The organism is Paenibacillus litoralis, from assembly GCF_046244365.1.
GTDB lineage: Bacteria > Bacillota > Bacilli > Paenibacillales > NBRC-103111 > Paenibacillus_V.
On record NZ_CP176395.1, the window covers coordinates 5,111,920 to 5,133,730 of the forward strand.

General features: G+C 49.0%; 21 protein-coding genes. 10 read left to right on the forward strand and 11 right to left on the reverse strand.

Annotation, left to right across the window (positions count from 1 at the left end):
• Positions 1 to 8: 8 nt before the first annotated feature.
• Positions 9 to 416: a pentapeptide repeat-containing protein gene (locus ACKGJP_RS21440; protein ID WP_409340837.1), complete on the reverse strand. Its 408-nt coding sequence runs from the start codon at positions 414 to 416 to the stop codon at positions 9 to 11.
• 209 nt (positions 417 to 625) lie between these two features.
• On the opposite strand from ACKGJP_RS21440, the gene xerS reads away from it, so the two are divergent.
• Positions 626 to 1,705 (forward strand): tyrosine recombinase XerS, encoded by a 1,080-nt coding sequence (xerS, locus tag ACKGJP_RS21445; RefSeq protein ID WP_409340838.1) that lies wholly within the window; start codon positions 626 to 628, stop codon positions 1,703 to 1,705.
• A gap of 388 nt (positions 1,706 to 2,093) precedes the next feature.
• Here xerS and ACKGJP_RS21450 read toward each other — a convergent pair whose 3' ends face one another.
• The gene (locus ACKGJP_RS21450) at positions 2,094 to 3,659 is read right to left on the reverse strand and encodes a DUF5050 domain-containing protein (RefSeq protein WP_409340839.1); all 1,566 of its coding nucleotides are present in this window, start codon (positions 3,657 to 3,659) and stop codon (positions 2,094 to 2,096) included.
• Between the two features lie 492 nt (positions 3,660 to 4,151).
• Here ACKGJP_RS21450 and ACKGJP_RS21455 point away from each other — a divergent pair, with 492 nt between their 5' ends.
• The gene (locus tag ACKGJP_RS21455; protein WP_409340840.1) at positions 4,152 to 4,718 is read left to right on the forward strand and encodes a hypothetical protein; all 567 of its coding nucleotides are present in this window, start codon (positions 4,152 to 4,154) and stop codon (positions 4,716 to 4,718) included.
• 195 nt (positions 4,719 to 4,913) lie between these two features.
• Here the strand turns inward: ACKGJP_RS21455 and ACKGJP_RS21460 are convergent, their stop codons facing one another.
• Positions 4,914 to 5,162 carry a GNAT family N-acetyltransferase gene (locus tag ACKGJP_RS21460; RefSeq protein WP_409347225.1) on the reverse strand — a complete coding sequence of 83 codons (249 nt, stop codon included), beginning with the start codon at positions 5,160 to 5,162 and terminating at the stop codon, positions 4,914 to 4,916.
• A 523-nt stretch (positions 5,163 to 5,685) separates the two neighbouring features.
• Here ACKGJP_RS21460 and ACKGJP_RS21465 point away from each other — a divergent pair.
• The 8 genes from ACKGJP_RS21465 (at position 5,686) to ACKGJP_RS21500 (ending at position 13,150) form a co-directional block, all read left to right on the forward strand.
• Entirely contained in the window at positions 5,686 to 6,189 is a 504-nt protein-coding gene (locus ACKGJP_RS21465) for a MerR family transcriptional regulator (protein ID WP_409340841.1), read from the forward strand.
• Positions 6,190 to 6,191: 2 nt separating this feature from the next.
• Positions 6,192 to 6,632: an SRPBCC family protein gene (locus ACKGJP_RS21470; protein WP_409340842.1), complete on the forward strand. Its 441-nt coding sequence runs from the start codon at positions 6,192 to 6,194 to the stop codon at positions 6,630 to 6,632.
• A complete protein-coding gene (locus ACKGJP_RS21475) occupies positions 6,629 to 6,832 on the forward strand; it encodes a hypothetical protein (RefSeq protein WP_409340843.1) in 204 nt (67 codons plus the stop codon). Before ACKGJP_RS21470 ends, ACKGJP_RS21475 begins: the two co-directional genes overlap by 4 nt.
• A 214-nt stretch (positions 6,833 to 7,046) precedes the next feature.
• The gene (locus tag ACKGJP_RS21480; RefSeq protein WP_409340844.1) at positions 7,047 to 7,841 is read left to right on the forward strand and encodes an alpha/beta fold hydrolase; all 795 of its coding nucleotides are present in this window, start codon (positions 7,047 to 7,049) and stop codon (positions 7,839 to 7,841) included.
• Positions 7,842 to 7,957: 116 nt separating this feature from the next.
• Entirely contained in the window at positions 7,958 to 8,347 is a 390-nt protein-coding gene (locus tag ACKGJP_RS21485; protein ID WP_409340845.1) for a DoxX family protein, read from the forward strand.
• Positions 8,348 to 8,978: 631 nt separating this feature from the next.
• Positions 8,979 to 10,433, forward strand: coding sequence for a DUF5050 domain-containing protein (locus tag ACKGJP_RS21490; protein ID WP_409340846.1), 1,455 nt, complete (start codon positions 8,979 to 8,981; stop codon positions 10,431 to 10,433).
• A 362-nt stretch (positions 10,434 to 10,795) separates the two neighbouring features.
• Complete coding sequence (locus tag ACKGJP_RS21495; protein WP_409340847.1) at positions 10,796 to 11,998, forward strand: IS110 family transposase; 1,203 nt, start codon at positions 10,796 to 10,798, stop codon at positions 11,996 to 11,998.
• Positions 11,999 to 12,379: 381 nt separating this feature from the next.
• Positions 12,380 to 13,150: an amidohydrolase family protein gene (locus tag ACKGJP_RS21500; protein WP_409340848.1), complete on the forward strand. Its 771-nt coding sequence runs from the start codon at positions 12,380 to 12,382 to the stop codon at positions 13,148 to 13,150.
• A gap of 573 nt (positions 13,151 to 13,723) precedes the next feature.
• Here the strand turns inward: ACKGJP_RS21500 and ACKGJP_RS21505 are convergent.
• From ACKGJP_RS21505 to ACKGJP_RS21540, 8 genes are all read right to left on the reverse strand, one after another.
• Positions 13,724 to 13,855: a class I SAM-dependent methyltransferase gene (locus ACKGJP_RS21505; RefSeq protein ID WP_409340849.1), complete on the reverse strand. Its 132-nt coding sequence runs from the start codon at positions 13,853 to 13,855 to the stop codon at positions 13,724 to 13,726.
• A 117-nt stretch (positions 13,856 to 13,972) separates the two neighbouring features.
• Positions 13,973 to 14,296, reverse strand: a complete 324-nt coding sequence (locus ACKGJP_RS21510; RefSeq protein WP_409340850.1) for a hypothetical protein — start codon at positions 14,294 to 14,296, stop codon at positions 13,973 to 13,975.
• A gap of 98 nt (positions 14,297 to 14,394) precedes the next feature.
• Complete coding sequence (locus ACKGJP_RS21515; protein WP_409340851.1) at positions 14,395 to 15,552, reverse strand: trans-sulfuration enzyme family protein; 1,158 nt, start codon at positions 15,550 to 15,552, stop codon at positions 14,395 to 14,397.
• 105 nt (positions 15,553 to 15,657) lie between these two features.
• Positions 15,658 to 16,674: a Gfo/Idh/MocA family protein gene (locus ACKGJP_RS21520; protein WP_409340852.1), complete on the reverse strand. Its 1,017-nt coding sequence runs from the start codon at positions 16,672 to 16,674 to the stop codon at positions 15,658 to 15,660.
• Between the two features lie 20 nt (positions 16,675 to 16,694).
• Entirely contained in the window at positions 16,695 to 17,780 is a 1,086-nt protein-coding gene (locus ACKGJP_RS21525) for a Gfo/Idh/MocA family protein (RefSeq protein ID WP_409340853.1), read from the reverse strand.
• 22 nt (positions 17,781 to 17,802) lie between these two features.
• A complete protein-coding gene (locus ACKGJP_RS21530; RefSeq protein ID WP_409340854.1) occupies positions 17,803 to 19,260 on the reverse strand; it encodes a hypothetical protein in 1,458 nt (485 codons plus the stop codon).
• 12 nt (positions 19,261 to 19,272) lie between these two features.
• The gene (locus ACKGJP_RS21535; RefSeq protein WP_409340855.1) at positions 19,273 to 20,676 is read right to left on the reverse strand and encodes a hypothetical protein; all 1,404 of its coding nucleotides are present in this window, start codon (positions 20,674 to 20,676) and stop codon (positions 19,273 to 19,275) included.
• Between the two features lie 108 nt (positions 20,677 to 20,784).
• Complete coding sequence (locus ACKGJP_RS21540; protein WP_409340856.1) at positions 20,785 to 21,810, reverse strand: ABC transporter ATP-binding protein; 1,026 nt, start codon at positions 21,808 to 21,810, stop codon at positions 20,785 to 20,787.
• Between the last annotated feature and the right edge of the window lies 1 nt (position 21,811).

The following is a 21,811-nucleotide window of genomic DNA, read 5'->3' on the forward strand; positions in this document are numbered from 1 at the left end:
TTTGATCATTATTTCTTGTATTCCCGTAAAAGGTCTTCCACGAGTATGCCATTGATTTTCATACCCTTCAGTTCGCAATTCGAGATTTCTACGTCGCTGAGATCGCATTGCAAGAGCTGACTGCCCCTAAGCTCGCAGTTCTCGAATCGGACCGGCAGCTCGGCCGTTTCCGGATGATAATGAAAATCTCCTTCTTTGGGAATGCCGATATTGTGAATGTAAGCTCCGCCCAGTTGGGCTCCGTCAATCTCCAGCCTGCTTAAATTCGCATTCGTTATTTTGGTTTTGGCGAGCGAGACGTCTTCAAAAAGCAAGTTTTCCGCACCAGTCGCCACGAAGGTAGAATGATCGAAGCATGCATGCTTTGCATCGATCACTTTCCAGACATTCGCTATTTCCAAGCGTTCCTGTTCCACTTTCGTTCACCTCCGCCTTCCTTGGTTTATAAAACGGACTACCTCAAGTATACATGAAAAAAGAAATCATTTAACAATTTATTCCACAATTTCCTTCACTCCGAATCATACCCGCCTCCGAAGAAAAAGGTTGCCTCCGACTCGACAAAGATTGGAATCTTGTTAACGATTTCCTATAATAGAGCTATGACATGCACAAGGAGAAGCCGATGAACGTTATTAAAGTGAAAGACCGACAAGAGCTGGAGAAAAAGCTGCCATCGATGCCCTGGTATGTCGATAAATTTATTCATTATAAACTGCCCGATCTGTCTCCGTCTTCCCTGCTGGAATATTTGAGAGATTACGAAACGTTCCTGAGCTGGCTGATCGCCGAAGGATTGACCGAGGCTGCGACCATTCGCGACGTTCCGATCGAGACGCTGGAGAAGCTGCACATGGAGAGCATCGATCATTTCCGGATGTTTCTGCTGACCAAGCCGGCGCACGCGAACACCAAAACGACGATCTCCCGCAAGCTCTCGTCGCTGCGCTCGTTATTTCATTATTTGAGCCAAATCGCCGAGGACGAGAATTTCTATCCGCTGCTGAAGCGGAACGTTATGGCGAAGGTCGAGATCAAGCGTACGCATAAGCCGAAGGATACCGCGGTCAAGCTGGAAGGAAAGCTGCTGCAGGAGAACGAAATCAGCGAATTTATCGGGTACGTGCACGAAGGCTACGGCGTCGACGCCGCAACGAATAAGCAAGCGATGTATGCCTACGAGCTTAACAAAACGAGGGACGCGTGCATCATCACGCTCATCCTGAACTCAGGCTTGCGCGTCTCCGAGGTCGTCAACCTGAACGTCGATGACATCGATCTCAAGAAGAAACTCGCCTACGTATACCGCAAAGGCAAGAACGACGACACCTTCAAAACGCCGGTCTACTTTCGCCAGGAAGCCGTGGACGACTTGACCGCCTATATGGAGCAGCGCCAGTTCCGTTACAAGCCGGCCAAACGCGAAAAAGCGCTGTTCGTCGCTCTTGCCAACGGCAAAATCGAAGGTCAGCGCATGACCAAGCGGGCGATTCAGGAAATGGTGATCAAATACGCCAAACGGTTCGGCAAGCCCTATTTAAGCGTGCACAAGCTTCGCCATTCGTTCGCAACCGACTATTATTTGAGCAATGACCTGTACAAAACGCAGGAGCAGCTCGGCCACGCATCGCCCGAAACGACGCAAATCTATGCCCATCTGACCGATAAAACGATGGCTGAGGCGATCGACAACCGGAAGGAGTAACGGCTTGCTTAGCCTTACAGCAGCCTATCTAGCCGCAGATTGGCGCTGCGGGCTTTTGGTTTTATGATGCAACGGTATTCAAATGAACCGGGTGTCTTGAGAAAATAATGTGTTAGACTGGACAGCTTGATTTTACTGGATTTATTAGATGAATTATCGTCAGCCCTCTAAAATTAAGTATTAGACTGCCGCTGTTGTATTGAGCTAACGTTCCCCGTTACCGGAATGGAGTCTGTCTTTCTACTTATGATACGGTTCACCGCGTTGTCTGTAACGGCAAGTTTTAGGGCCATCCTTTGTGGATGGCCCCTTCTTTGATCTTGATTTCTTCCCCGTAAGCACAGTGACGCATCCGGCATCCCTTCAGCAGGGTGAATCAAACATTCCTTCACCTAATGTATTCGATTGAGGAATCTCGGGCGGTTTCGAGTAATATTCCATCATCGGATGTAAGCACGCGCGAGATCGGATCTGTCAATTTCAACGTCAGGTGTCCTGAACTGTCCAGCAGTACGACGCCGTAGTCATCGTTTTCGCCAAACCGACAGATAAGCCGATCCTTCAACACTTGCACTTCTATGACCGGTGTTGTCCATACGAGCGGGTCTTCCCCGTTCGGATCTGCCTTGTACAAATCGTACTGGTTTGTTTCCTTCTTGGTTGTGTAAAATACATTGCCGTCGATGCTGTCAAACCATGACACAGCATGGTGGGATAGTTTCATTTCGCCCGTCCCGTCTAGCACCGAAGAATATAGCGCGTTGTCCTCGTCTTTTACATAGTACAGTTTGTTATTGATCATCCGGAACGAGCTAATGCTCGAATTGACGATCGTATCACTTTTATTCGTTTTTAGGTTGATTTTACAAAGTGAATTCTGGTTGGCAGGGCCTCTTAAGCACAACACGTAGAGATCATCCCCGACCACAGAAGCAGCGGTTGAAGGAACGCTGCGAGGAACCTGATTGGCGTACATCTTCACATTCGGGTCGCCACCGCCTACAATCTTGCTATTCGTCTCATCCTGACCCGGTTGCGATAAATACATGTAGCCGCCGGGGAGATTGAGGATTAATGTCCCATACGGGGTATCGAGGAAATCAATATACCCTCGATGTAGCAGCTCCGCTTTCCCATCGTCACTGATTTTAACGTAGTAATCCTGACCAGTAAATCCTCCCCCGAGGTGATAGGTAAACCAAAGCGTATTATCACGGTTTTGAAAAGTTACGACCTTTGGATTCCTATCAGAGCTGTAGAAGTTATAGGAATAAATCTCTTCCTTGTCGGAAGGATTCTGCACGGGAGCACGATATATATGGTTCGTCATACCCGTCGTCTCCACGAAATAATAATATCCTTTGAAAAGGGCGACATCGTTTTCACCGGCAGATGTAGGAAGCATGGCCGTTTGCACCTGCGGGTTATGGGACGAGATGCTAAGGCCGTCAGTGTCGCTCCACTGGTAATCCCATCCGAATTCGTTGTGCGCAAAGCGCCAGGTCAACGGAAAATATGTGACATCTCGAAAGCTTAGCAATGGATATTCTTCTTTTTTGTTGTCGATTGACTTCCCATTTATAGTGACAACTGTTGAGGGAATCTCCGCCGTGTAAGCCGTTGCGTTGCGTTTCTCTGACGTGTAAGTAACATACGAGGTCGTGACAGGACTTGACTTAATGTCCAAGCCGTCGTCCTGCGACCAAGTCGCCTCTAAACCAAGAAGTCTGGAATCGTACCAAGTCATCGGAAAATAGGTGATATCGTGATAAACCAGCAGGGGGTATTCGCGGTACTGACTTTCGACCGAATGACCGTTGAGGCTCACCGCAAAATCCGGCAGCGTAACCCTCACGCTCCCATCTGCGGCTGCGGCATAACTGTAGCCCGCAGTCGTCAATAAGCTCATGCATAATGAAAATGCAACCATAAATCCAGCCAACTTTTTCCCCATAGTCGCCCCATCTCCTCTCCACTTGACTTAGACGTTGAGATTTTACAAAAGTTTTAATTTTCTAGATAAATCTGGTTCAAGGAAATTTTAGGACATATATCATATTCGTGATCTATTATCTAGACCCCTTTTTCGAGGGGTCATTTTCATTTTCATTTTCAGGAGGTTAAGAATGAGAACTATCAAGTCTCAGCAGGACCGTGACATCCTGCGCCACGCAGGAACACTTTCCAAAGCACTCCTCGACCTGGTCGAGGACTACTTCAACTAACAAAAGGTTGAACTTGACGAGGATGAGGAAAGCGAGTTTCGCTTAGACGTGTGCGGCTACATCGTCGTTCTTGAAACGGGAGACAACGTACACGACCTCGGTAATGTCGGGCTTCACCACGAAGTCGGCGGACTGCTGGGAAGTTACCCCGAGTACGTCGAACTACTCGACCTAGGCGAAGGGTTCCAGGCTCCGTCCGAGCCGATAAGGTAGAGAGCTTCTTGTTCGAAAGGCTTGCTGAAGTCGTCAGAAGGCCCAAGCTGATCGAAGACATCGTAACCAAGCTCAACAAGGACAGGACAAAGAGCGTTGTACCGCTCCAGAAAGAACTCGCGGCGATCGAAAAGGAGTTGGAGTCCATCGAGAGGCAGCGCAAGAAATACTTCAAGCTGTACGAGGCCAGCGACGTCGACGATGACCTGTTCGTCGAGCGCCTAAACGAGCTGAAGCAGCAACAGGAGCAGTTCACTCAGCGCAAAGCCGAGGCAGAACGGCAACTGGCGGACAGCACCTCTGACCCCATCCCGCTCCAGCACGTCCGCCAGGCGCTCTCCAGATTCCAGGAGATGCTCGAAGCTTCACCGCCCGAGACGCAGAAAACGCTCTTCCAAACGATGGTCAAGCAAGTTCACGTCAAGGACGGACGCACTCCCCAAGGAATCGAGCTGGAGATCGACGCAAAACTGCAAAAGCATTTTTTTGAGTTTGCCCCTTCCGCACAAACTGCGGAGGGGGCTTTTGCTTCTCGCAAGCAAAAGTTCCCCGCCAAGTACACCATCGTCATTTGACCTCAAAAAAGCCCGCAAAAGCGTCCTTGCAGCGACGTTTCGGAGACGAGTGACCTACCCCAAACCTATGCCGCTCAACACGCTTTAACAGGCTTCTACACGTTTCACCTCAAAAAACTTGCCGTTACTTGTGGTACGGTTCACCGTAATGTATCTAAACACAAAGTAAAGTTTGACCACAAAATATACATCAGTTTATAAAGACAGAGCCACTCCTGACAATAGAGTGGTTTCATTGTAATAGCCACACGACCCAACAAGTATATTGTCCTCTTTACTGGCAATACCCCATCTGATACCTTGCCTATCCTCAAACCTATTATTCCATCGCTTAACCAATTCAATTGCTTGCTGAATATCAGTAAAGCTGTCTAGATCATAAAACTTAGTCACTTCATCTTTAGAAAAGTACTCAAATATTTCATTTGCATCGTGAATAACAATTCTTTCAAAATGAAACGTTCAGTTTCAAGTATTGGGAAGTCATATTCCGGTGCTCCTAATTTGGGATTTTGAGTAGGTACTACCAATACCCTAATGATCTGCGATAGCTATTGACCAAATGTTCTCTGTTCGACTATTTATCTTCTTAATTTATATATTCCTAAGTTTGAATTATACCATATATTGCAAGTAACCTGCCCGTTAGCTTAGCGACGACAACTTTAATATCAAATTTAAACGAATTTATTATATTCCATCCGAGGAATTTTTCCGACTATTGGTAATTAATGAAGATCATTTAACGTGACCAAACTCAGTTTCCAATATTCTTTTACTCACCACGTTCATTCCAGAAATGATGGCATGAGGACAAACATCCTGTGTCGGAATAAAGAATTCACTTATCTCACCCTATTATCATGCAAAAGATTAATTTTTCCATTTTCTACTTGAAACTATCGTAACGTAATGATCTATGCTATGGATACCGGTAAAACCTCGCGTGAATAAAAAGGGGATGATCATGAAACGGGAGTGGAAAGTTGGAGAACTTGCAAAATTAGCAGGATTAACGGTTCGAACATTGCGATACTACGACCAGATCGGTTTGTTCTCTCCATCCGGTCATACTGACTCAGGACACAGGGTCTATACAGAATCCGATATTGCACAGCTGCAGCAGGTTCTGTCATTGAAGGAGCTCGGCTTGTCGTTGGATCAGGTCAAATCCGTTATTGACGGCAATCATTTCAGCCTGTTCGACATTGTTTCCCTTCAAATTGAGCGTCTGAAGGAAAGTATAAGTGTGCAACAAAAGCTTTTACAGGAATTAGAGTATGTAACATGCCTTATACGGAGAAAAGAACGATTGACCGTTCAAGAATTCACCAAAATATTGAGCGCCATGAGGGTGAGCCATCATAAATATTTTGCAGAGCGGAAAGCGAGCTGGGAATCCCATCTCGACCGGATTGGTGATTTTCTTGATGAGCATCCAGATGACGATTCCCAAAGGAGGACAAAATAAACATGAACGAACGATCTGTAAACTACTCTACCTTTGTCATTGAGAAAAATTATAATGCATCGCCCGAGCTGGTATTCTCCTCCTGGTCGGACCCGTCAGCCAAAGCCCGGTGGTTCCCGAAAGCCGACGAGTTTGACTTTCGGGTTGGTGGTCGAGAAATCAACCGCGGCGGCCCGCCGAACGGTCCGATTTACACTTTCGACGCCTGCTATCAAGAGATCGTTCAGGACAGCCGCATCGTTTATACTTACACCCTGGACCAAGGAGAGTCACGGATGTCAGTCTCCGTGACGACAGTGGAAATAAAGCAGTCAGGCAACGGCACTCAACTCATCTATACCGAACAAGGAGCCTTTTTCGATGGTCACGATACACCACAACAGCGCGAGCACGGCACAAAATTTATGTTAGATAAGCTGGGCTTGGAGCTGCAGAACGAATGAAGAACGCCTTGCATGGAAATGAAATGAAGGCCGGCATAAGGGGATGGACAGGGCTTGCGGTACTAGCCCTGCCCGCCCTTCTTGTCTCGATCGATCTCTCGGTAATGATTCTCGCACTGCCTCACATTGGACCAATCGGAGAGACTCAGTCTAATCAAGCCGATAGTATTCCAGAAGTTGTACCTGGCGCTGCCAAATAATCGATTTTCCTGAGATAATTACCGGACATGTTCGAAGTCTTGGCGTATATTCTCCGCGTTTATCTAAACGATTTGGGACGGCTCTCGCACCCCGCACCTTCGCTTGAGCTTCGTCCATAACCGGATTACAAAATGATCTTCAACTAGTTAATTTCAAGGAACAATTTTAAAAGAGTATCTATCCAATTCAGTGTTATGTCAGGAGGAAAATACAATGAAAAAAGTAATTTCGAAAGACGGAACCGCCATTGCGTTTGATAAATCCGGGAATGGACCGGCGATCATCCTGGTGTGCGCTGCATTTCAAACTCGTTCGGATCCGATGATGCCGCAGCTTGCTTCGCTTCTTTCACCCCACTTTACTGTCTTCAACTACGATCGTCGGGGTCGAGGGGATAGCGGCGACACGGCGCCGTACGCGGTTGAGCGCGAAGTCGAAGATATCGAAGCTCTCATCAACGAGGCTGGCGGATCGGCATTCGTATTCGGCATGTCCTCCGGTGCAGTCCTTGCCCTCGAAGCGGCTCGCAAGCTTGCTTTCGCGAAGCTGGCATTGTACGAGCCGCCGTTCGTCATTGACAATACTCGTCCTCCACTTCCGGAAGATTACTTAAAGCAACTCAAAGAGCTGACAACGTCGGGCCGCCGAGGCGACGCAGTCGAGTATTTCTTGACGAATGCAGCAGGCGTTCCTGCCGATTTCGTTGCTCAGATGCGAAACGCGCCATTCTGGCCGGCGATGGAAAATGTAGCGCACACGTTGGTCTATGACGGCACCATCATGGGTGACACCATGTCGGGTAACCCATTGCCAGCCGATCGGTGGTCTTCCGTCTCGATCCCTACGCTCGTGGTGGGTGGAGGGGCAAGTCCTGAGTACCAGCAAAATGCGGTGAAAGCGCTCGTGGACAGACTCTCCAATGCAAAGCTCCACAGCCTGGAAGGTCAGGATCATAACGTGGCTCTGGATTTCCTCGCTCCCGTTTTGACTGATTTTTTCTCCAAGTAAATTAAAGGAGATTATAGCAATGAGAAAAATCATTTTACTCATGCACGTATCACTTGATAGCTTTTAGTTCTGGAGTCGTAGGGCTTATCTACGGAGTGAAACGGGGTGAGGTGTAGATGGACAAATTGCGGAAATATGCTGGCTGGATAGGGCTTGCTGTGATAGCGCTGATCTTTATTCAGGCGGCGGTCCTTAAACTAATGGGTGTGCAAGCGATGGTAGAAGTCTTCAATAAGCTCGGTTATCCTGCATGGTTTCGTATCGTAATCGGGACCTTGGAAATTTCCGGATCGATTGCGTTGCTTATTCGGTCTTCTTCGCGTTACGGCGCGATATTATTGGCGTTGATTATGATCGGTGCAATGATATCAACGCTTGTGAAAGGGGCAGCTAGCGATGTGATCGTTCCAGTGATTATGCTTTTTCTACTTGTATGGATCGCAGTAGTCAGGGGACCTATCAATCGCCACATAGCGGAACAACCGTCAGCGAGCAAGGCTAGATAAAAGTCTGCAAACTAAAGAGCTGCCACGGCGGCTCTTTTTTCTACGAAAAAACTTCGACAACATAATCGACTAACAGAAAATCTTCTCCCATTCCTGCTCCAATGCAGTCAGATAAGCATCGGGGTCTCGATTAAAGCGTCTGCTCTAGACTTTCGTACAAACGAGAATCCCACTCTGCTTTACGGGTAGAGCCGACATAAACGTATGTCGGCTCTACCCAATGTGTTCTACCAGAAGACCGGACTCCTTTATGGAATGAGGAGTCCGGTTTTTCGATGGTATAATTATCGCTTAGCGTACGATTATTCCGTTTTGTGAGGTGACCCCTTTATATGAACTAAATTAATGAAATTTCTTGAATTAAGGATTGTACCTGAGACAATGGAATCCCCCTTTCAGAAATAATATTGATTCTTAATGGGATACTTCACATTCTTCCTGGATTATCCTTTAGGGTTTCGCATAACTGCCCGAGGGAGTTTAACAGGTTACCTACCTTGGCAACCTGTGCGTCATGGTGCTATCGGGAAACTTTTTACAATTTCTTGCGTATATTGGGTGAGTTTTTCAAACACAAGTTGTATGTATACGAAGAAACTTACTTTTCTTAACACAGGAGGATTTTCACTTTATGAAACAACTGATTAAGTGCGTTCTTTCAATTATTTTAACGCTTCCTCTGTTCGCACAATCCTCATTTGCAGCCACCTCTAATCTCCATTACAGAATTAGCTCTCCTACTCTTCCTATAACAGTAAATGGATCACCCCTCGATAATGTACACAACCAGTATCCCTTATTTCTCTATGAAGGTATAACTTACTTTCCAATGACTTGGAATAACACGGTTGCATTGGGATTGGAAGTAAACTGGGATCAGAGTCAGGGACTTAAAATTTCCAAACTGCCTTCATGCCAACCATTGTTTCAAAGCCTCCAATCAGAACCAATCCAGCTAACAACCAAGCAAGCCATACTGCCTCCTTTTCCTGTTACAGTTAACGGGAAGATCATCAATAATGAAGAAGAACCTTATCCAATTTTGTTTCTTAACAATATTGTTTATTTCCCCATGACTTGGAGATTTACAAATATCGAATTCAATTGGAGTACCGCATGGGATTCTTTAGATGGATATTCGATTGAAGCTTGTGAAGAACAAACACAGGAATATATGAAAAAGCAAGAGGAGCTGGCCGCGCAGCGCAATCTGCTTATGGGTGGGAATCTCGCCGTTAGTGGGAATTGGATTTTCACAAATCCTTTTAATAATAAACCTTCATTGGAAAAATGGTCGAAAGATGGAGCTACCAAAATCAAGCTGACTGACGACAATGCCACATCGATAAATCTTAAAGGAGATTGGTTGTACTATACGATTGATACAAGGGCATATACCGATGGAGTGCTTCAAGATAGAGGCGTGTATAAAATTCGTCAAGATGGAACAGAGAGGACTAAGCTATCCCCTGTTTCCGCTTCTCAGATTGTAGTTGAGCAAGATTGGATTTACTTTTTGGAAACCAATGATTCCGGTATCAGTCGGATGAAAACCGATGGTTCATTGAGCGAAAAAATCGTCACGGAAAAACATATTCAAAGATTCTTTATCGCTAATAATCAGCTTTTTTACAATCAAAACGAAACATTTGACTTATTTCAAACAGATTTAACTGGCTTGGGGAAACAACAAGTGGATAAAAACATATTCAGTAATCACTTTATAATCGATGGGTGGATTTATCATACTAAGTTGATAAACGACATGGTTGGAATTTATAAAACAAGTCTAGATGGTTCAACCTCAATTAAGCTCTACAGTGTTAATGTTTGGGACAGCAATGGATCCATTAGTTCTTTACAATACCGTGATGGGTGGATTTACTTTTTACAAGGGAAAATAAGTCACGGTTCCCATATTGATATCAATAAAATACGTATCGATGGAACAGGTTATACAAAACATGCCACTGTTGGCTATGGCAAAGAACTATATAATGTTGATCCATTTTTCTATGTCATACAATTCACACCATTTAGTACTGATGAAAATATTACGCTCGTAACAGATTATATGGCACCATGATGAAAACAGCGATGCACTTCTTTGTTGCATCGCTGTTTATGGTTTTTCATGTATCTTCAAGTTAGATCAGAAAGTTAGTCGTTAGGCACTTGAAGCTCTTTGTCACTATCCTGCCCTTTCGTATTATGAGGTCACCAGATCTTTCTAGTGGACCTCATTTTTGTGTGGTCGTAAGATAGCGGTAGCCGGGGATCGAACGTTTCTGCCCGTGGGAGCTAGATCCCGAGAGCTATACAGTTCATCCCCCCTACTTGTTAAACCATGATTAGGCTGGTTGGGACCATGATCCCGAATCACATGCGATAATGTGGACGACAAGAAGGTTAGGGGTTGCCGGCGAATATATTATCGTGAGTGGTTGAATGAACCCTGTCATTGGATTAGATGTATCTAAAGGGGAAAGTCATGCACAAGCTTTTTCAGATCGAGGAACGCCCTACGGAAAGACCTTTCGATTTGAGCACAATCTTGAGGGATTAGCGTCCTTCCTCCGTTTTGCTCAAATCGTGGAGTCTTTTGCTGGGCAACGTCCGGCCATTGTGTTAGAAGCAACGGGTCATTATCATAGTCCAGTTGTACAGTTTCTAGATGATCATCTATATCTGTATATAATTATCAATCCGTTACTTTCACACCAAGCGAAAAAGATGAATTTGCGTAAGGTGAAAACGGATGTGGCTGACGCATACCAGCTGGGTGAATTGTTCTACAAAGAAGAGCTGGAGCCTTACAAAAAACGGGGTCAGTATCTGATGAATCTGCGTTACCTGACACGGCAACATGAGTCACTGACTGAAATGTATGTCCAGGCAAAGCTGCAGTTTCAAGCGGTACTGGATCAAGTCTTTCCAGAGTATCACGGCGTGTTTGGTGACCTTTTTTCTAAGGTGTCGCTTCGTTTCCTGGCTCAGTATCCAACGTCTCAATCGGTGTTAGCGATGTCCGAGGAAAACGTTACGGCGAACATACAACGCCTTGTTGGACATGTCGCCTCGAACCGGTGGTCGCTGGAACGGGCACAGAAACTAAGGGCTGCAGCAGAGCGAAATCCCTTCAGAGAGACCGCTTTTCCGAGTCATTTAATCTCATTGGAGCTTTTCATCAATTTACTTCTTCAGTACCAGGAGCATCTAACGAAACTGGATAAATCGATAGAGGCCCTGGCTGAAGAATTACTGGAGTATGATTTAATCCAATCGATACCCGGCATTGGCACCAAAATTGCTGCAACAATTTTAGCTGAGATCGGAGAAATCGATCGGTTCGATCACGCAAAGAAACTGGTTGCGTTTGCCGGTATTGATCCAAGTGTCTTTTCTTCCGGCAAGTTTACAGCAACCCGAAATACAATCACCAAACGCGGTTCCAGGAGACTCCGGACAGCCTTATATCAAGCTGTGCGATGTGGTTTGCGAAGCTCACGTAATAAGAAAATCAGGGCTTATTACGACAAAAAGCGAGCAGAAGGTAAACTGTTTAAAGTAGCCGTGATCGCATGTGTAAATAAACTGATCCAATGGATTTATGCGATTTTGACCAAGAAAGAACCTTTCCGCTTTGACTGAGTAAACAAAGTTTGGACATCGAGGAAAACCTCCACAAATTCTATGGGGTGGTTATTTGTCATGTGTTTTTACCAGTATAGCACCCTTCGTTTTCTTCATTAATAATTAAATATTGACAGGCTATTAGCTGGTATACTTCAACGATCAGGAGCAGATCGCCGTGGTGTATGCTCCAGCTATAATCATTTCGCAATCGTGCCCGTTAGCGTAATGCCTAATATCGTCGTTTTGCAACCTTTTCCATTTATCTCTGTCTATATAAGCAAGAAAAAATTAGTCAAGCGGAGGGTTAAGGTGAGACTAAAAACTATCGCCGTTATAAGTTAAATTTTTAAATCTTGGAATATTTTGAAGAAACTGGTGAGAGGTAGGGATCATGTATTGAATAAGTGGATAAGGACATTTTCAATACTTGCATTGATTACCGTAGTCGCTTTACTTGGCCTAAGCGAGTATGCCATGCATCAAAGGCCTGGTGATTCATCTGTCTCCAAAGCCAACAAAGTTCCGGATGACAAAGCAGATCTATACCAGAAGTACAAGAATCTCGGTCTGACCGACGTGCATAATCATGATGCATGGAAATATCCAAGATCACTCTCCGTTTGGAACAAGTATCACATCGCTAAAATTGTCCTATTCGGTAGCGTTTCTAACCGAGCGGCATTAAAAACGGACCGTATGTCGTGGAATGCCTATAGGAAATATCCTGAACGTATATACCCCTTCTTTTCGGGTTTTGATATGTATCAGCCGGAAGGTCTACAAACGGTAAGAGACAATTTGGAACAAGGATATTTAGGTATCGGTGAAACATACGCAGCTTCATCAAATACTCCTGGCGCTGATAAACGTGAATGGAAAGGAAAAAACGCGATGGACGGGAATCTGCCAAAGATTTATGAGATCTGTTCGGAATACGATGTCCCTATTTTATTACATATTGATCCGCCAGACGGTATACAACTAACCAAATTAAAGGAAGCTCTCGAAAATTATCCCAAAACTAAAATTATATTTGCACATGCGAATGTATACAATCCGGCCGCGGTCATTGATGCACTTATGGAAAATCACCCAAACTTGTATATTGACTTCTTTGCTGGATTTACCTCATACAATCCGAAAAGTCCTTACACTACGGACAGTTAAATTGATCTCATCGAGAAATACCCGGATCGATTCTTTCTCAGTACGGACAGCGCATTCGATATGACATATAAGCAAGCCATTTCGGCAATGTATGAAGTGATCGACAAGTTAAAGCCCGATACGCGTGAAAAGGTGGCACGAATAAACTTTGACATGCTCATCGATGCACAGAAACCGACAGAAACTCAACTAAAGCACCTTGAAAGTCTAAACAAAGATGTGAAACAGCCGATTAGTCCGATAGGAATGTCACGACATGAGGTTAACAAGGCAATATTCATGTTGGAAAAATAACTTCATGAGATCATCCCATTATCCTGCCCGTTCATATTATGAGGTCACCAGATCTTTCTGGTAGGCCTCTTTTTATATGGGTCGTAAGATAGCGGTAGCCGGGGAAGTGCGGGCGAAGAAAATCAGAACCGTTTTCCAAAGAAAAGCGCATGGTGGGTACGGAACGAAGAACAATCTTTTCTTCAATCCCTGCTTTCCGTTGGCATGCCAAGTGGATTTCCCAAAGAACGCTCATGGATAATTAGCTGCTGGTCGCTGCTAACAACTTTCCGCCCGGCTTCAAAACCCTTTCAATTCCCGAACAGCTTTTTCGATATCGGGAAAGTGATACAACATAAAGTTGGCCATCACCAAATCGAACGAATCATTGTTGAATCGATTCTCGTTTGTAGATGTTTCTTTGTCCCGCATTGGTCCAGAACCGAAATTTTATCGTGCAAATTGCACAACTTCCCTTTAAATTATTTTAGTCTTAGACCACCCATTCATTGAGTGGCTCATTATTTCCCGCTTCCCTTACGATCTTCGTCATTTTTCCTCCAGCGATTTCAAGGCGCTTTCCGCAAGCTCCCGCCAATCGGCAATGAATGGTTGTCCGACCTGCACCCATTCTTTCATGGGCATGTTTTTGCCTGACGGATCCCATAGCTTGGCGCCCTCCTTGCTTAATGCCTCGCGATGCGCAACGCCCTTCAGCTTAAACACCATCTCGTCCCGGTAAAAAGCAGCGAATGCTTTTCCCTTGTGTTTCAAGACTTTCTTTCCGAACATTTGGCCGAACTCGGCTTGATGTGCGGACCGCATTTCCTCGCCAATTGCCGTAAACCGCTCGAATGCTTGGTTGTTTTCCATCTTACTCTCCTTAGAATCGCTCAGTCTCGGTTCCCCCAAATCAATTAGAAGAAGCCGTTTCACCCTACGTGAAAAGGCTTCTTCATCTAAAAGCAGCTTTAGACTTTGCTTAATGCCACTTGCAGGTCTTCAAGCAGCGTGTCCGCATCCTCCAGCCCGACCGAGAGACGGATCTGGCCAATGCCGAAGCCTCGGCTGCGGACTTCCTCTTCGCTGCCGGACATCGCTGCCGCGTACAGATTGCTTTCAAAGCCGCCCCAGCTGCCCCCGATGGAAATATGCCGGAGTCCGTTGACGAACCTTCGCACGCCTTCCTTGTCGGAATCAAGCTCGAACGACATCAGGCCGCTGCTGCCGTTCATCTGCGCCAAAGCCAACTCGCGCTGCCCGAAGCCAGGCAAACCCGGGTAACGCACGCTGCGGATTTTAGGCTCGCCGGCCAAAAACGAAGCAATCCGGCCGGCACTCGACTCGTGCCGCTCCATGCGCAGTGCCAGTGTTCGCATGCCCTTCAACAGTTTGCTCGCTTCGTTCGGAGAGAGGACGGCCCCCACTTGGGGAAGCCCTGTTATTAACTCTCCGGAGCCGATTACCGCACCTGCGACAAGATCGCTGTGTCCGCTTAAATATTTGGAAGCCGAGTGGATGACCGCATCGACGCCGTAGTCCAGCGGATTCTGAAAAACGGGCGTCGCCCACGTGTTGTCGATGACCACCTTGATTCCATGTTTAGAGGCAAGGTCCGTAACGCGGCGTATATCCTGCAGCTCGAAATGCCACGATGTCGGACTTTCCAAATAAATGAGCTTCGTATTCGGTTTGAGCGCTTCCTCGAAATCCGCCGCCTGCAAGCCGGGCACGAAGGTGCTCTCCACTCCGAATTTAGCGAAAGGTTGCCGCAGAAAGTCCGATACCCGCCCGTATACGTTGGCAACGGTGATTACATGGCTGCCCTGCTGCAGCACGCTTAGCAGCGTCGTGTAAATCGCCGCCGTTCCGGAGCCGAAGCACTTTGCGGCTTCCCCTTTCTCAAGCCGGGCAAGCTTCCGTTCAAGCGCCTCAATCGTCGGGTTCGTATTCTTCCCGTACGTATAGCGGGAGATTTTTCCTTGAACGGTCTCCTCCACCGATTCGAAATCCGGATACCGGTAAATCGTGTTCTCGAACGTCGGCGGGACGACGGCGCCATACATCTCTTCGGCGTACTCGTCAATGGCGGTTACGATGTCTTGCACTCTTCGGTAATGATCACGCATGCTTTACACCCCGAATCGGGCTCCTGTCGGAAGGAGCGGATGCTGACAATCGTTCATTCCCAGCAAACGGAGCTGCGTACAGCCGATCAAAGACACCTTCCTTCATCATACAGTGTCCTTGACTCTGACGGTCGTTCCGCCGTTCCGGTGAGACTCCAGTAAGGCCTCCGCCACATACATCGGAAAAATACCGTCCTCGATCGTGCTCACCGGTTCGGCCTCTCCTCTTAAGATGTCTACGATGTGTCCGACCGCGTTCTGAATATTGCTGGATCGGCTGAGCAACTGCTCTTCGGTCCGTTCCAGTACGAGATTGCGAAAGCCGCCCAGCATCGGATGCAGCTCCGTCGTATAGAAACGGATTTCGTCACCGGTTCTCAGCATCTCGATCTTGCCCTGCTCGAAATACAAATCCATTTCGAACACCAGGTAATCCCGGTCGTCGAAGGCTTCCGCGTAGCCGGTAATCCCGCCTTCCTCCAGTTGAAAGGCGAACGAGTAGGTCCAGTCCTTACGCTCGTCCAGGTTGGTCGATACCTGCCGGAGCACGCGTACCTGATCGATGGGCCCCGCTACGAAACGAACCAAATCGAATAAATGCGAGCCGTAATTATAAATGCCTCTGGTATAGCGCAGATGAATTTTCTTCAGCTTTCCGTAACGCCCGGAACGAACCGCTTCCCGCATTTGCGCCGCCCCGTCGCTCCATCTTCGCGATAAATTGACGAGTACGGTACGGTCGCCGTGTCGATTGAACAGCTCTGCAACCTGCTCGGCTTCTTCCAGGCTGACGGCAACGGGCTTCTCCAGAAAAATGACCTTGGCCGCGGAATGCTCAAGAACCGTCCTTAGCAGCTCCAGGCGAATATGGGAAGGCGTGCAGATGCTGACGATATCCAGCCGGTGGCTGCGCAGCATGGTCGGCAAATCCAAATAAAAAGCCGCATTCGGAGCAAGAAGCGCCAGCTTCTCTCCCTGCTCCTGACGGACGCCGCACGCGGCCGTCAGCTCAATGTCCGGGTGTAGCTCGTAGGCTAAAGCATGGCTTTGCGGCATGACTTTCCTGGGAATATCGAACTGCAAGCCGATGTTCCCGAGTCCGATAACTGCAGCATGAAACATAGGTGCCTCCTTCGCGTTCGTTATATGGATATCCAGCTTTTTTCCTTTAACGAGAGCAGCGCCGCTTCCGCCGCGGCAACGGAGGATCTCGCCGCAGAACCGTCGAATAGAGGCAGCAGCGCTTCCTCAACCGGCAGGCCCAGCACCGCATCTCGAAAAGCCGCCATTTCCAGCTCCATCATGCTTGTCAGAAAGGCAGCCTGCTTCGAGCTGCTTTTGCCGTATGCCACACCTCCGTCCGCCTCCGCATAGAACCGGGCTCGCTCCTCGTCCTCTTCCGCCGTACGGCTGAGCAGATGCTCGGTAATCCTATCGTCTTTTTTCAAATAGACCTTGGATTTTTTGAAATCGATTACGACGGCGCCTTCCGTTCCGTTGATTTTGACAACATGCTCCCCCCAGCGAAAGCCGGAACCATACTGCATGGTTCCGACGGCTCCTCCGCCGAACGTTAGCGTAAGCAACAGCACGTCCTCTTCATTGCCGAAGCCTTCTCCGTTATGAGCCAGATTGCCGCCCGCCATGCTGACCGCCTTGGCCTCCCCCATAATCGCCTGAAGCAGGTCGAGCTCATGGATGTGGTGAAAAAGATGGCCGCCGGACGTTTCATTGTTTTTCTTCCAGCTGACCTGTCCTTGTTTGTGCTCCCAGCCCGTTCGTTCCGAATGCGCGACGATCGGCTTGCCGATTACCCCGTCCCGTATCCACTCGCGAGCCAGCCGGATCCCGGGCACGAAGTTATAAATATGTCCGGCCATCAGAAGCACGTTCGCCCTTCGGCACGCCTCGATCATCGCTTGGCAATCCGAAACGGAAAGCGCGACGGGCTTCTCGCAAAACACGTGCTTGCCGTGCCTGGCGGCGAGAATGACCGGCTCCCTGTGAAGATGGCTTGGGGCGGCTACGATGACCGCATCCACATCCCCGCTCGCCGCAAGCGCTTCCAATGTTGCCGCCTCCCGGCAGCCCAACTGCCCGGCGAGCGCCCCCGCACGGCTTCCTCCGTAAACGGCCGTCACTTCCGACCGCTCCAATCCTTGCAAAACATGCGCCAAGCCGCTGCCGAAATACCCGCAGCCGACGATGCCGAACCTTACCTTTTCCATGTCTGATTTGCCTCCTTGCCGCTTAGCCGTTTCCGATATCGAACTTCAAGGGGTTCAAGCAGGATACTTCCTTAAAGCACCAGTATACACCAATATCTTCTTCATGAGGGAAGAAAAACGAATACAAATCGGCATTCACCGCCCGAATCTTGACCCGGATCGCTTGACGTTCGATTCTGTTTAAATCCGGATTTCCCTTCCACTCCACTTTGGCTGCGATGCCGTCCCCAGTAAACGGAACGCAGTCGTCGAAGGAATAGCCTTCGATCGCCAGACCGTTCAAATCGCAAGCCTCGACCTTGACGCTGCCGTTCGCTGCCGAAGCATTGATATAGAGCTCCCCTTTTTCCACGGCAAAAGGTCTCGTCATCAGCTCGCACCAGTCCCGCGTCGCATGCAAATAAACGAAGCCGTCGGGCCGCAAGGCTGCAAGTCCGATGCATTCCTTGGGCACTTCTTCGTAAGGGAGGAGACCGAAGCCGGAATGATCGATGGAAATGGCCGAGTAGTACATCTCCATCCGGTCGGGGCGGTAAATCACATTGGTGGAAGGCATAATGCACTTCGAATCCCATTCGCCTTCCGCTCCGAGCGGAACAAGCTTCTTCCCCTGCATGCAGCGGTGCCAGCCGAAACCGTCTCTGCTATAGGCCAGTTGAATATCCATCGTGCCCGCCATTTTATTGAAGCCGGGGTCGATCCTGTAGTCATACGTATCGTACATGGAGATCGTCCCGATCGTATAAGCGCCGTAAGGCGTCATCTGCATGCCGTAAAATTGCGTGCCGCACTCGTCCAGCTGATCGGGCTCGACGGCCAGTATCGGCTTCGACCAGCTTACGAGATCCGAGCTTTCCGCTACCCATACCCGCCTATCGGGACAGCGCGTGCGGAACGACAGCCGGTACATGCCCGATTCGGGATCGCGGTAAAAACCCGTATGGCAGTCGCTCACCACCTCGATGACGGGCTTCTCGAAGATCGGCGTCCAGTGAATACCGTCGGGAGATGCGTACAAGAAAATGCTGCACCCCTTCGTGTAAGGGGACATGGCTAGCTTATACCGTTTGGACGGATCCTTCTCGGCATAGTCGAGGATAACGGACGGTCCGTGCGTTTTATGCTCATTATCCAGCACGATGTTCGTTCCCGGCACGACATCAAGCTCCGGCTTGATAAATCGGATGCCGTCCTGCGAATACGCATAATTGAGATAGGCGTAAGCCTTCGAATCCGATTCGCCGAAGGCCGGACCGTAAAAGTGCGACGAATACCACGTTTTATACAGCTTCTCGTCCTCGTCGTACAAGGCGGTGCCGTAAAAATGCACGCGTTTGAATTCATGCGGAAGCTCCGGCTCGATGATCGGATTCCCCTCGAATTTGCGCGCTTGTCCCAGTTCTCGCTTGAATCCTTTGACATACTCGTAGGTCCGGTTATCGAAGAAAGTGAACTTGACGTTCGAATTGACGTTCCCCATCGTCCATCCTCCTCAGCCGCCTATGCGAAGCGCATAAATATCGGCATCCTTCAGCTCGAACTTGAACCGTACCGCCTTGCCGGCAAACGCCGACAGGTCTCCGCTCCCCCGCCAGGTGACCTTGCCCTCCAGCTCATCCCCGTAGATGACGTCGCAATCCTCCGGGCTGAAATGCGCTGCGGGCCAGCCGGTTTCGTCAATAATCCCGACGCGGATCGAGCCCGGCGCCGAGGTGGCGTAGTTGAGCATTAGCAACCGGCCCTCCAGTACGATCGGCTTCGTCGTAAACACGGCACCCTTATAGCCGCCATGCACGGATGCAAAGCGATGCCGAGGAACGGTTACTCTGCGGATATAGCAATCGTCCCACTGCTGGTGCTCGTTAATGTACATGGAGAATTCTTCGGGAGACGTTTCGAGTATGCCCCATGCCGGCATCAGACTCCTCTGCGTCCAATTTCTGCGGTCGAGACCCGGTCTCATCCAGGCTTCGAGGAACGGACGGTTCCATTTCAGCCCGTCGCGGCTCGACATCAGCACATTGTCGGATACGCCGACCTTAGCATGCTCGCTTACTTTATGCCTCTCCGGCATGAACCGCATAGGGAAGGACAAGTAAATATGCTCGGCGCCCGGACACGGAATCGTGGCATTCGTATAGAAATGCTCCAGCGGCACGCCTCTGTCGTATACATTGGGCTGGGGCACCGTCCAGTTCTCGAAGTCTTCGGAGGTACAATTCTGAATCGCCCTTACGCCCAGGAATATCGCCGAATCCTCGGGCGCATCGATATGGGCCGACTGCGTGGAGGAAAAAAATCTCGAATAGCAGACGTAACCATTCTTATTCGGGTCCCAGAACACCAGATTATGCGAGTCGAAGGCCCCTTTCTTGATGATCGGCTCTTCCCGGTAAGGCTTGTAATGCAAGCCGTCCTCCGAGACGAACGCGAACAACCCTTCGGGAGCGTAGCCGGCCACCGCTTTATATTTTTCCTCCGGCGGGCAGCCTGGACGTTCGTCGATGAACGGGCTGAAGTTGTGCGCAATCGAGCCGAGCATGACGATATTGTTGCGGGTCGAGCCGTGCAGCTCGTAGATGCCGAGGTCCGGACGCTCCCAATGAACACCGTCGGCGCTCTCCGCATAGCAGCACGATTGGCCTTGCGATTTATCCGAGCTGATGTCGAACGTGCCGCGGTAAAACATTTTGTACGTTTCTCCGTCCTTGAACACGCAGGAATAAACGCCGCTGCCCAGCCCTTCCCACGGCTTCTCCATCCTAAGCACGATTTCCTTGCGCTCCGGCGGATTCAACTTCAGATACGCATTCTCCATCTTATCGATCAAAAAATCGTCCACGAACAATTCCACGCGATTACCGATACGCAACGCTTCGTTTTTTCGGCCGCTCATGCTTGTTCCCTCCCGATCCTATGGCTTCCCTTCTTCGATAGCCCTTCTATCCGTTCGTACTACCTGCAGGTTTTGCAGCAAACTCCGTCATCTCCCCATACCGCACCCTCAACCGCTCACGGTATCGACGAGGTGGCAGGCCGCATAATGATCCTTCGTTCCGGCGACTTTACGGAAGGCGGGTGCCTCCACCCGGCAAATATCGATGCATTTCTCGCATCTCGGGTGAAAACGGCAGCCTTTCGGCGGGTCGATCGGGCTCGGCACGTCTCCTTTTAGTACGATCCGCTCCTTTTTGAGCCCCGGCTCGGGGGTCGGCACTGCCGATAAAAGCGCTTGCGTATAAGGATGCTGCGGCTTGACATAGAGACTTGTGGAATCCGCCAGCTCTACCACTTGTCCGAGATACATGACGGCGATCCGGTCGCTCATGTACTCGACGACGCTGAGATCGTGGGCGATGAAGAGATAAGTCAATTTCATCTGCTGCTGCAGATCCTTCATCAGGTTCAGCACCTGCGCCTGAATCGAAACGTCGAGCGCCGATACGGGCTCGTCGCAAACGATCAGGTCCGGCTTGATGCAGAGCGCCCTGGCGATGCAGATGCGCTGCCGCTGTCCGCCCGAAAATTCATGAGGGTACCGGTACATATAGTCCGCCCGTAAATTGACGGACTCCAGAAGCCGTTCGACGATTTCCTTGCGCTCGGCCTTCGTCCCCATCCGGTGAAGGCGAAGCGGCTCGTCGAACGACTCGTAGATCGTCTTGACGGGATTCAGCGAAGAATACGGGTCCTGGAACACGATTTGAATTTTTTTGCGAACGTCGAAGCTTTCTTTTTTGTCCAGTGCGAGTATATCCCGCATGCCCCCATCGCCCAGCCGGTACAGCATTTCCCCGGAGGTCGGGGATTGGAGCCGGACGATGCATTTGCCCAGCGTCGATTTGCCGCAGCCGCTTTCTCCGACCAGGCCGAGCGTCTCGCCCTTTCGCACGAACAGACTGACGTTGTCCACCGCTTTGACTTGACCGACGACCTTCTTAAGCAGTCCCTTGTAAACCGGGTAATATTTTTTCATATTTCGGATGTCCAATAGGATATCGTCCTCGATCTCGTTGTCCGTTCGATTCATG

Bases quoted from the DNA above. Each gene is read 5' to 3' on its own strand.
- xerS (WP_409340838.1), top strand. From the start codon at position 626: ATGAACGTTATTAAAGTGAAAGACCGACAAGAGCTGGAGAAAAAGCTG.
- ACKGJP_RS21450 (WP_409340839.1), bottom strand. From the start codon at position 3,659: ATGGGGAAAAAGTTGGCTGGATTTATGGTTGCATTTTCATTATGCATG.
- ACKGJP_RS21465 (WP_409340841.1), top strand. From the start codon at position 5,686: ATGAAACGGGAGTGGAAAGTTGGAGAACTTGCAAAATTAGCAGGATTA.
- ACKGJP_RS21470 (WP_409340842.1), top strand. From the start codon at position 6,192: ATGAACGAACGATCTGTAAACTACTCTACCTTTGTCATTGAGAAAAAT.
- ACKGJP_RS21475 (WP_409340843.1), top strand. From the start codon at position 6,629: ATGAAGAACGCCTTGCATGGAAATGAAATGAAGGCCGGCATAAGGGGA.
- ACKGJP_RS21480 (WP_409340844.1), top strand. From the start codon at position 7,047: ATGAAAAAAGTAATTTCGAAAGACGGAACCGCCATTGCGTTTGATAAA.
- ACKGJP_RS21485 (WP_409340845.1), top strand. From the start codon at position 7,958: ATGGACAAATTGCGGAAATATGCTGGCTGGATAGGGCTTGCTGTGATA.
- ACKGJP_RS21490 (WP_409340846.1), top strand. From the start codon at position 8,979: ATGAAACAACTGATTAAGTGCGTTCTTTCAATTATTTTAACGCTTCCT.
- ACKGJP_RS21495 (WP_409340847.1), top strand. From the start codon at position 10,796: ATGAACCCTGTCATTGGATTAGATGTATCTAAAGGGGAAAGTCATGCA.
- ACKGJP_RS21505 (WP_409340849.1), bottom strand. From the start codon at position 13,855: ATGCGGGACAAAGAAACATCTACAAACGAGAATCGATTCAACAATGAT.
- ACKGJP_RS21510 (WP_409340850.1), bottom strand. From the start codon at position 14,296: ATGGAAAACAACCAAGCATTCGAGCGGTTTACGGCAATTGGCGAGGAA.
- ACKGJP_RS21515 (WP_409340851.1), bottom strand. From the start codon at position 15,552: ATGCGTGATCATTACCGAAGAGTGCAAGACATCGTAACCGCCATTGAC.
- ACKGJP_RS21520 (WP_409340852.1), bottom strand. From the start codon at position 16,674: ATGTTTCATGCTGCAGTTATCGGACTCGGGAACATCGGCTTGCAGTTC.
- ACKGJP_RS21525 (WP_409340853.1), bottom strand. From the start codon at position 17,780: ATGGAAAAGGTAAGGTTCGGCATCGTCGGCTGCGGGTATTTCGGCAGC.
- ACKGJP_RS21530 (WP_409340854.1), bottom strand. From the start codon at position 19,260: ATGGGGAACGTCAATTCGAACGTCAAGTTCACTTTCTTCGATAACCGG.
- ACKGJP_RS21535 (WP_409340855.1), bottom strand. From the start codon at position 20,676: ATGAGCGGCCGAAAAAACGAAGCGTTGCGTATCGGTAATCGCGTGGAA.
- ACKGJP_RS21540 (WP_409340856.1), bottom strand. From the start codon at position 21,810: ATGAATCGAACGGACAACGAGATCGAGGACGATATCCTATTGGACATC.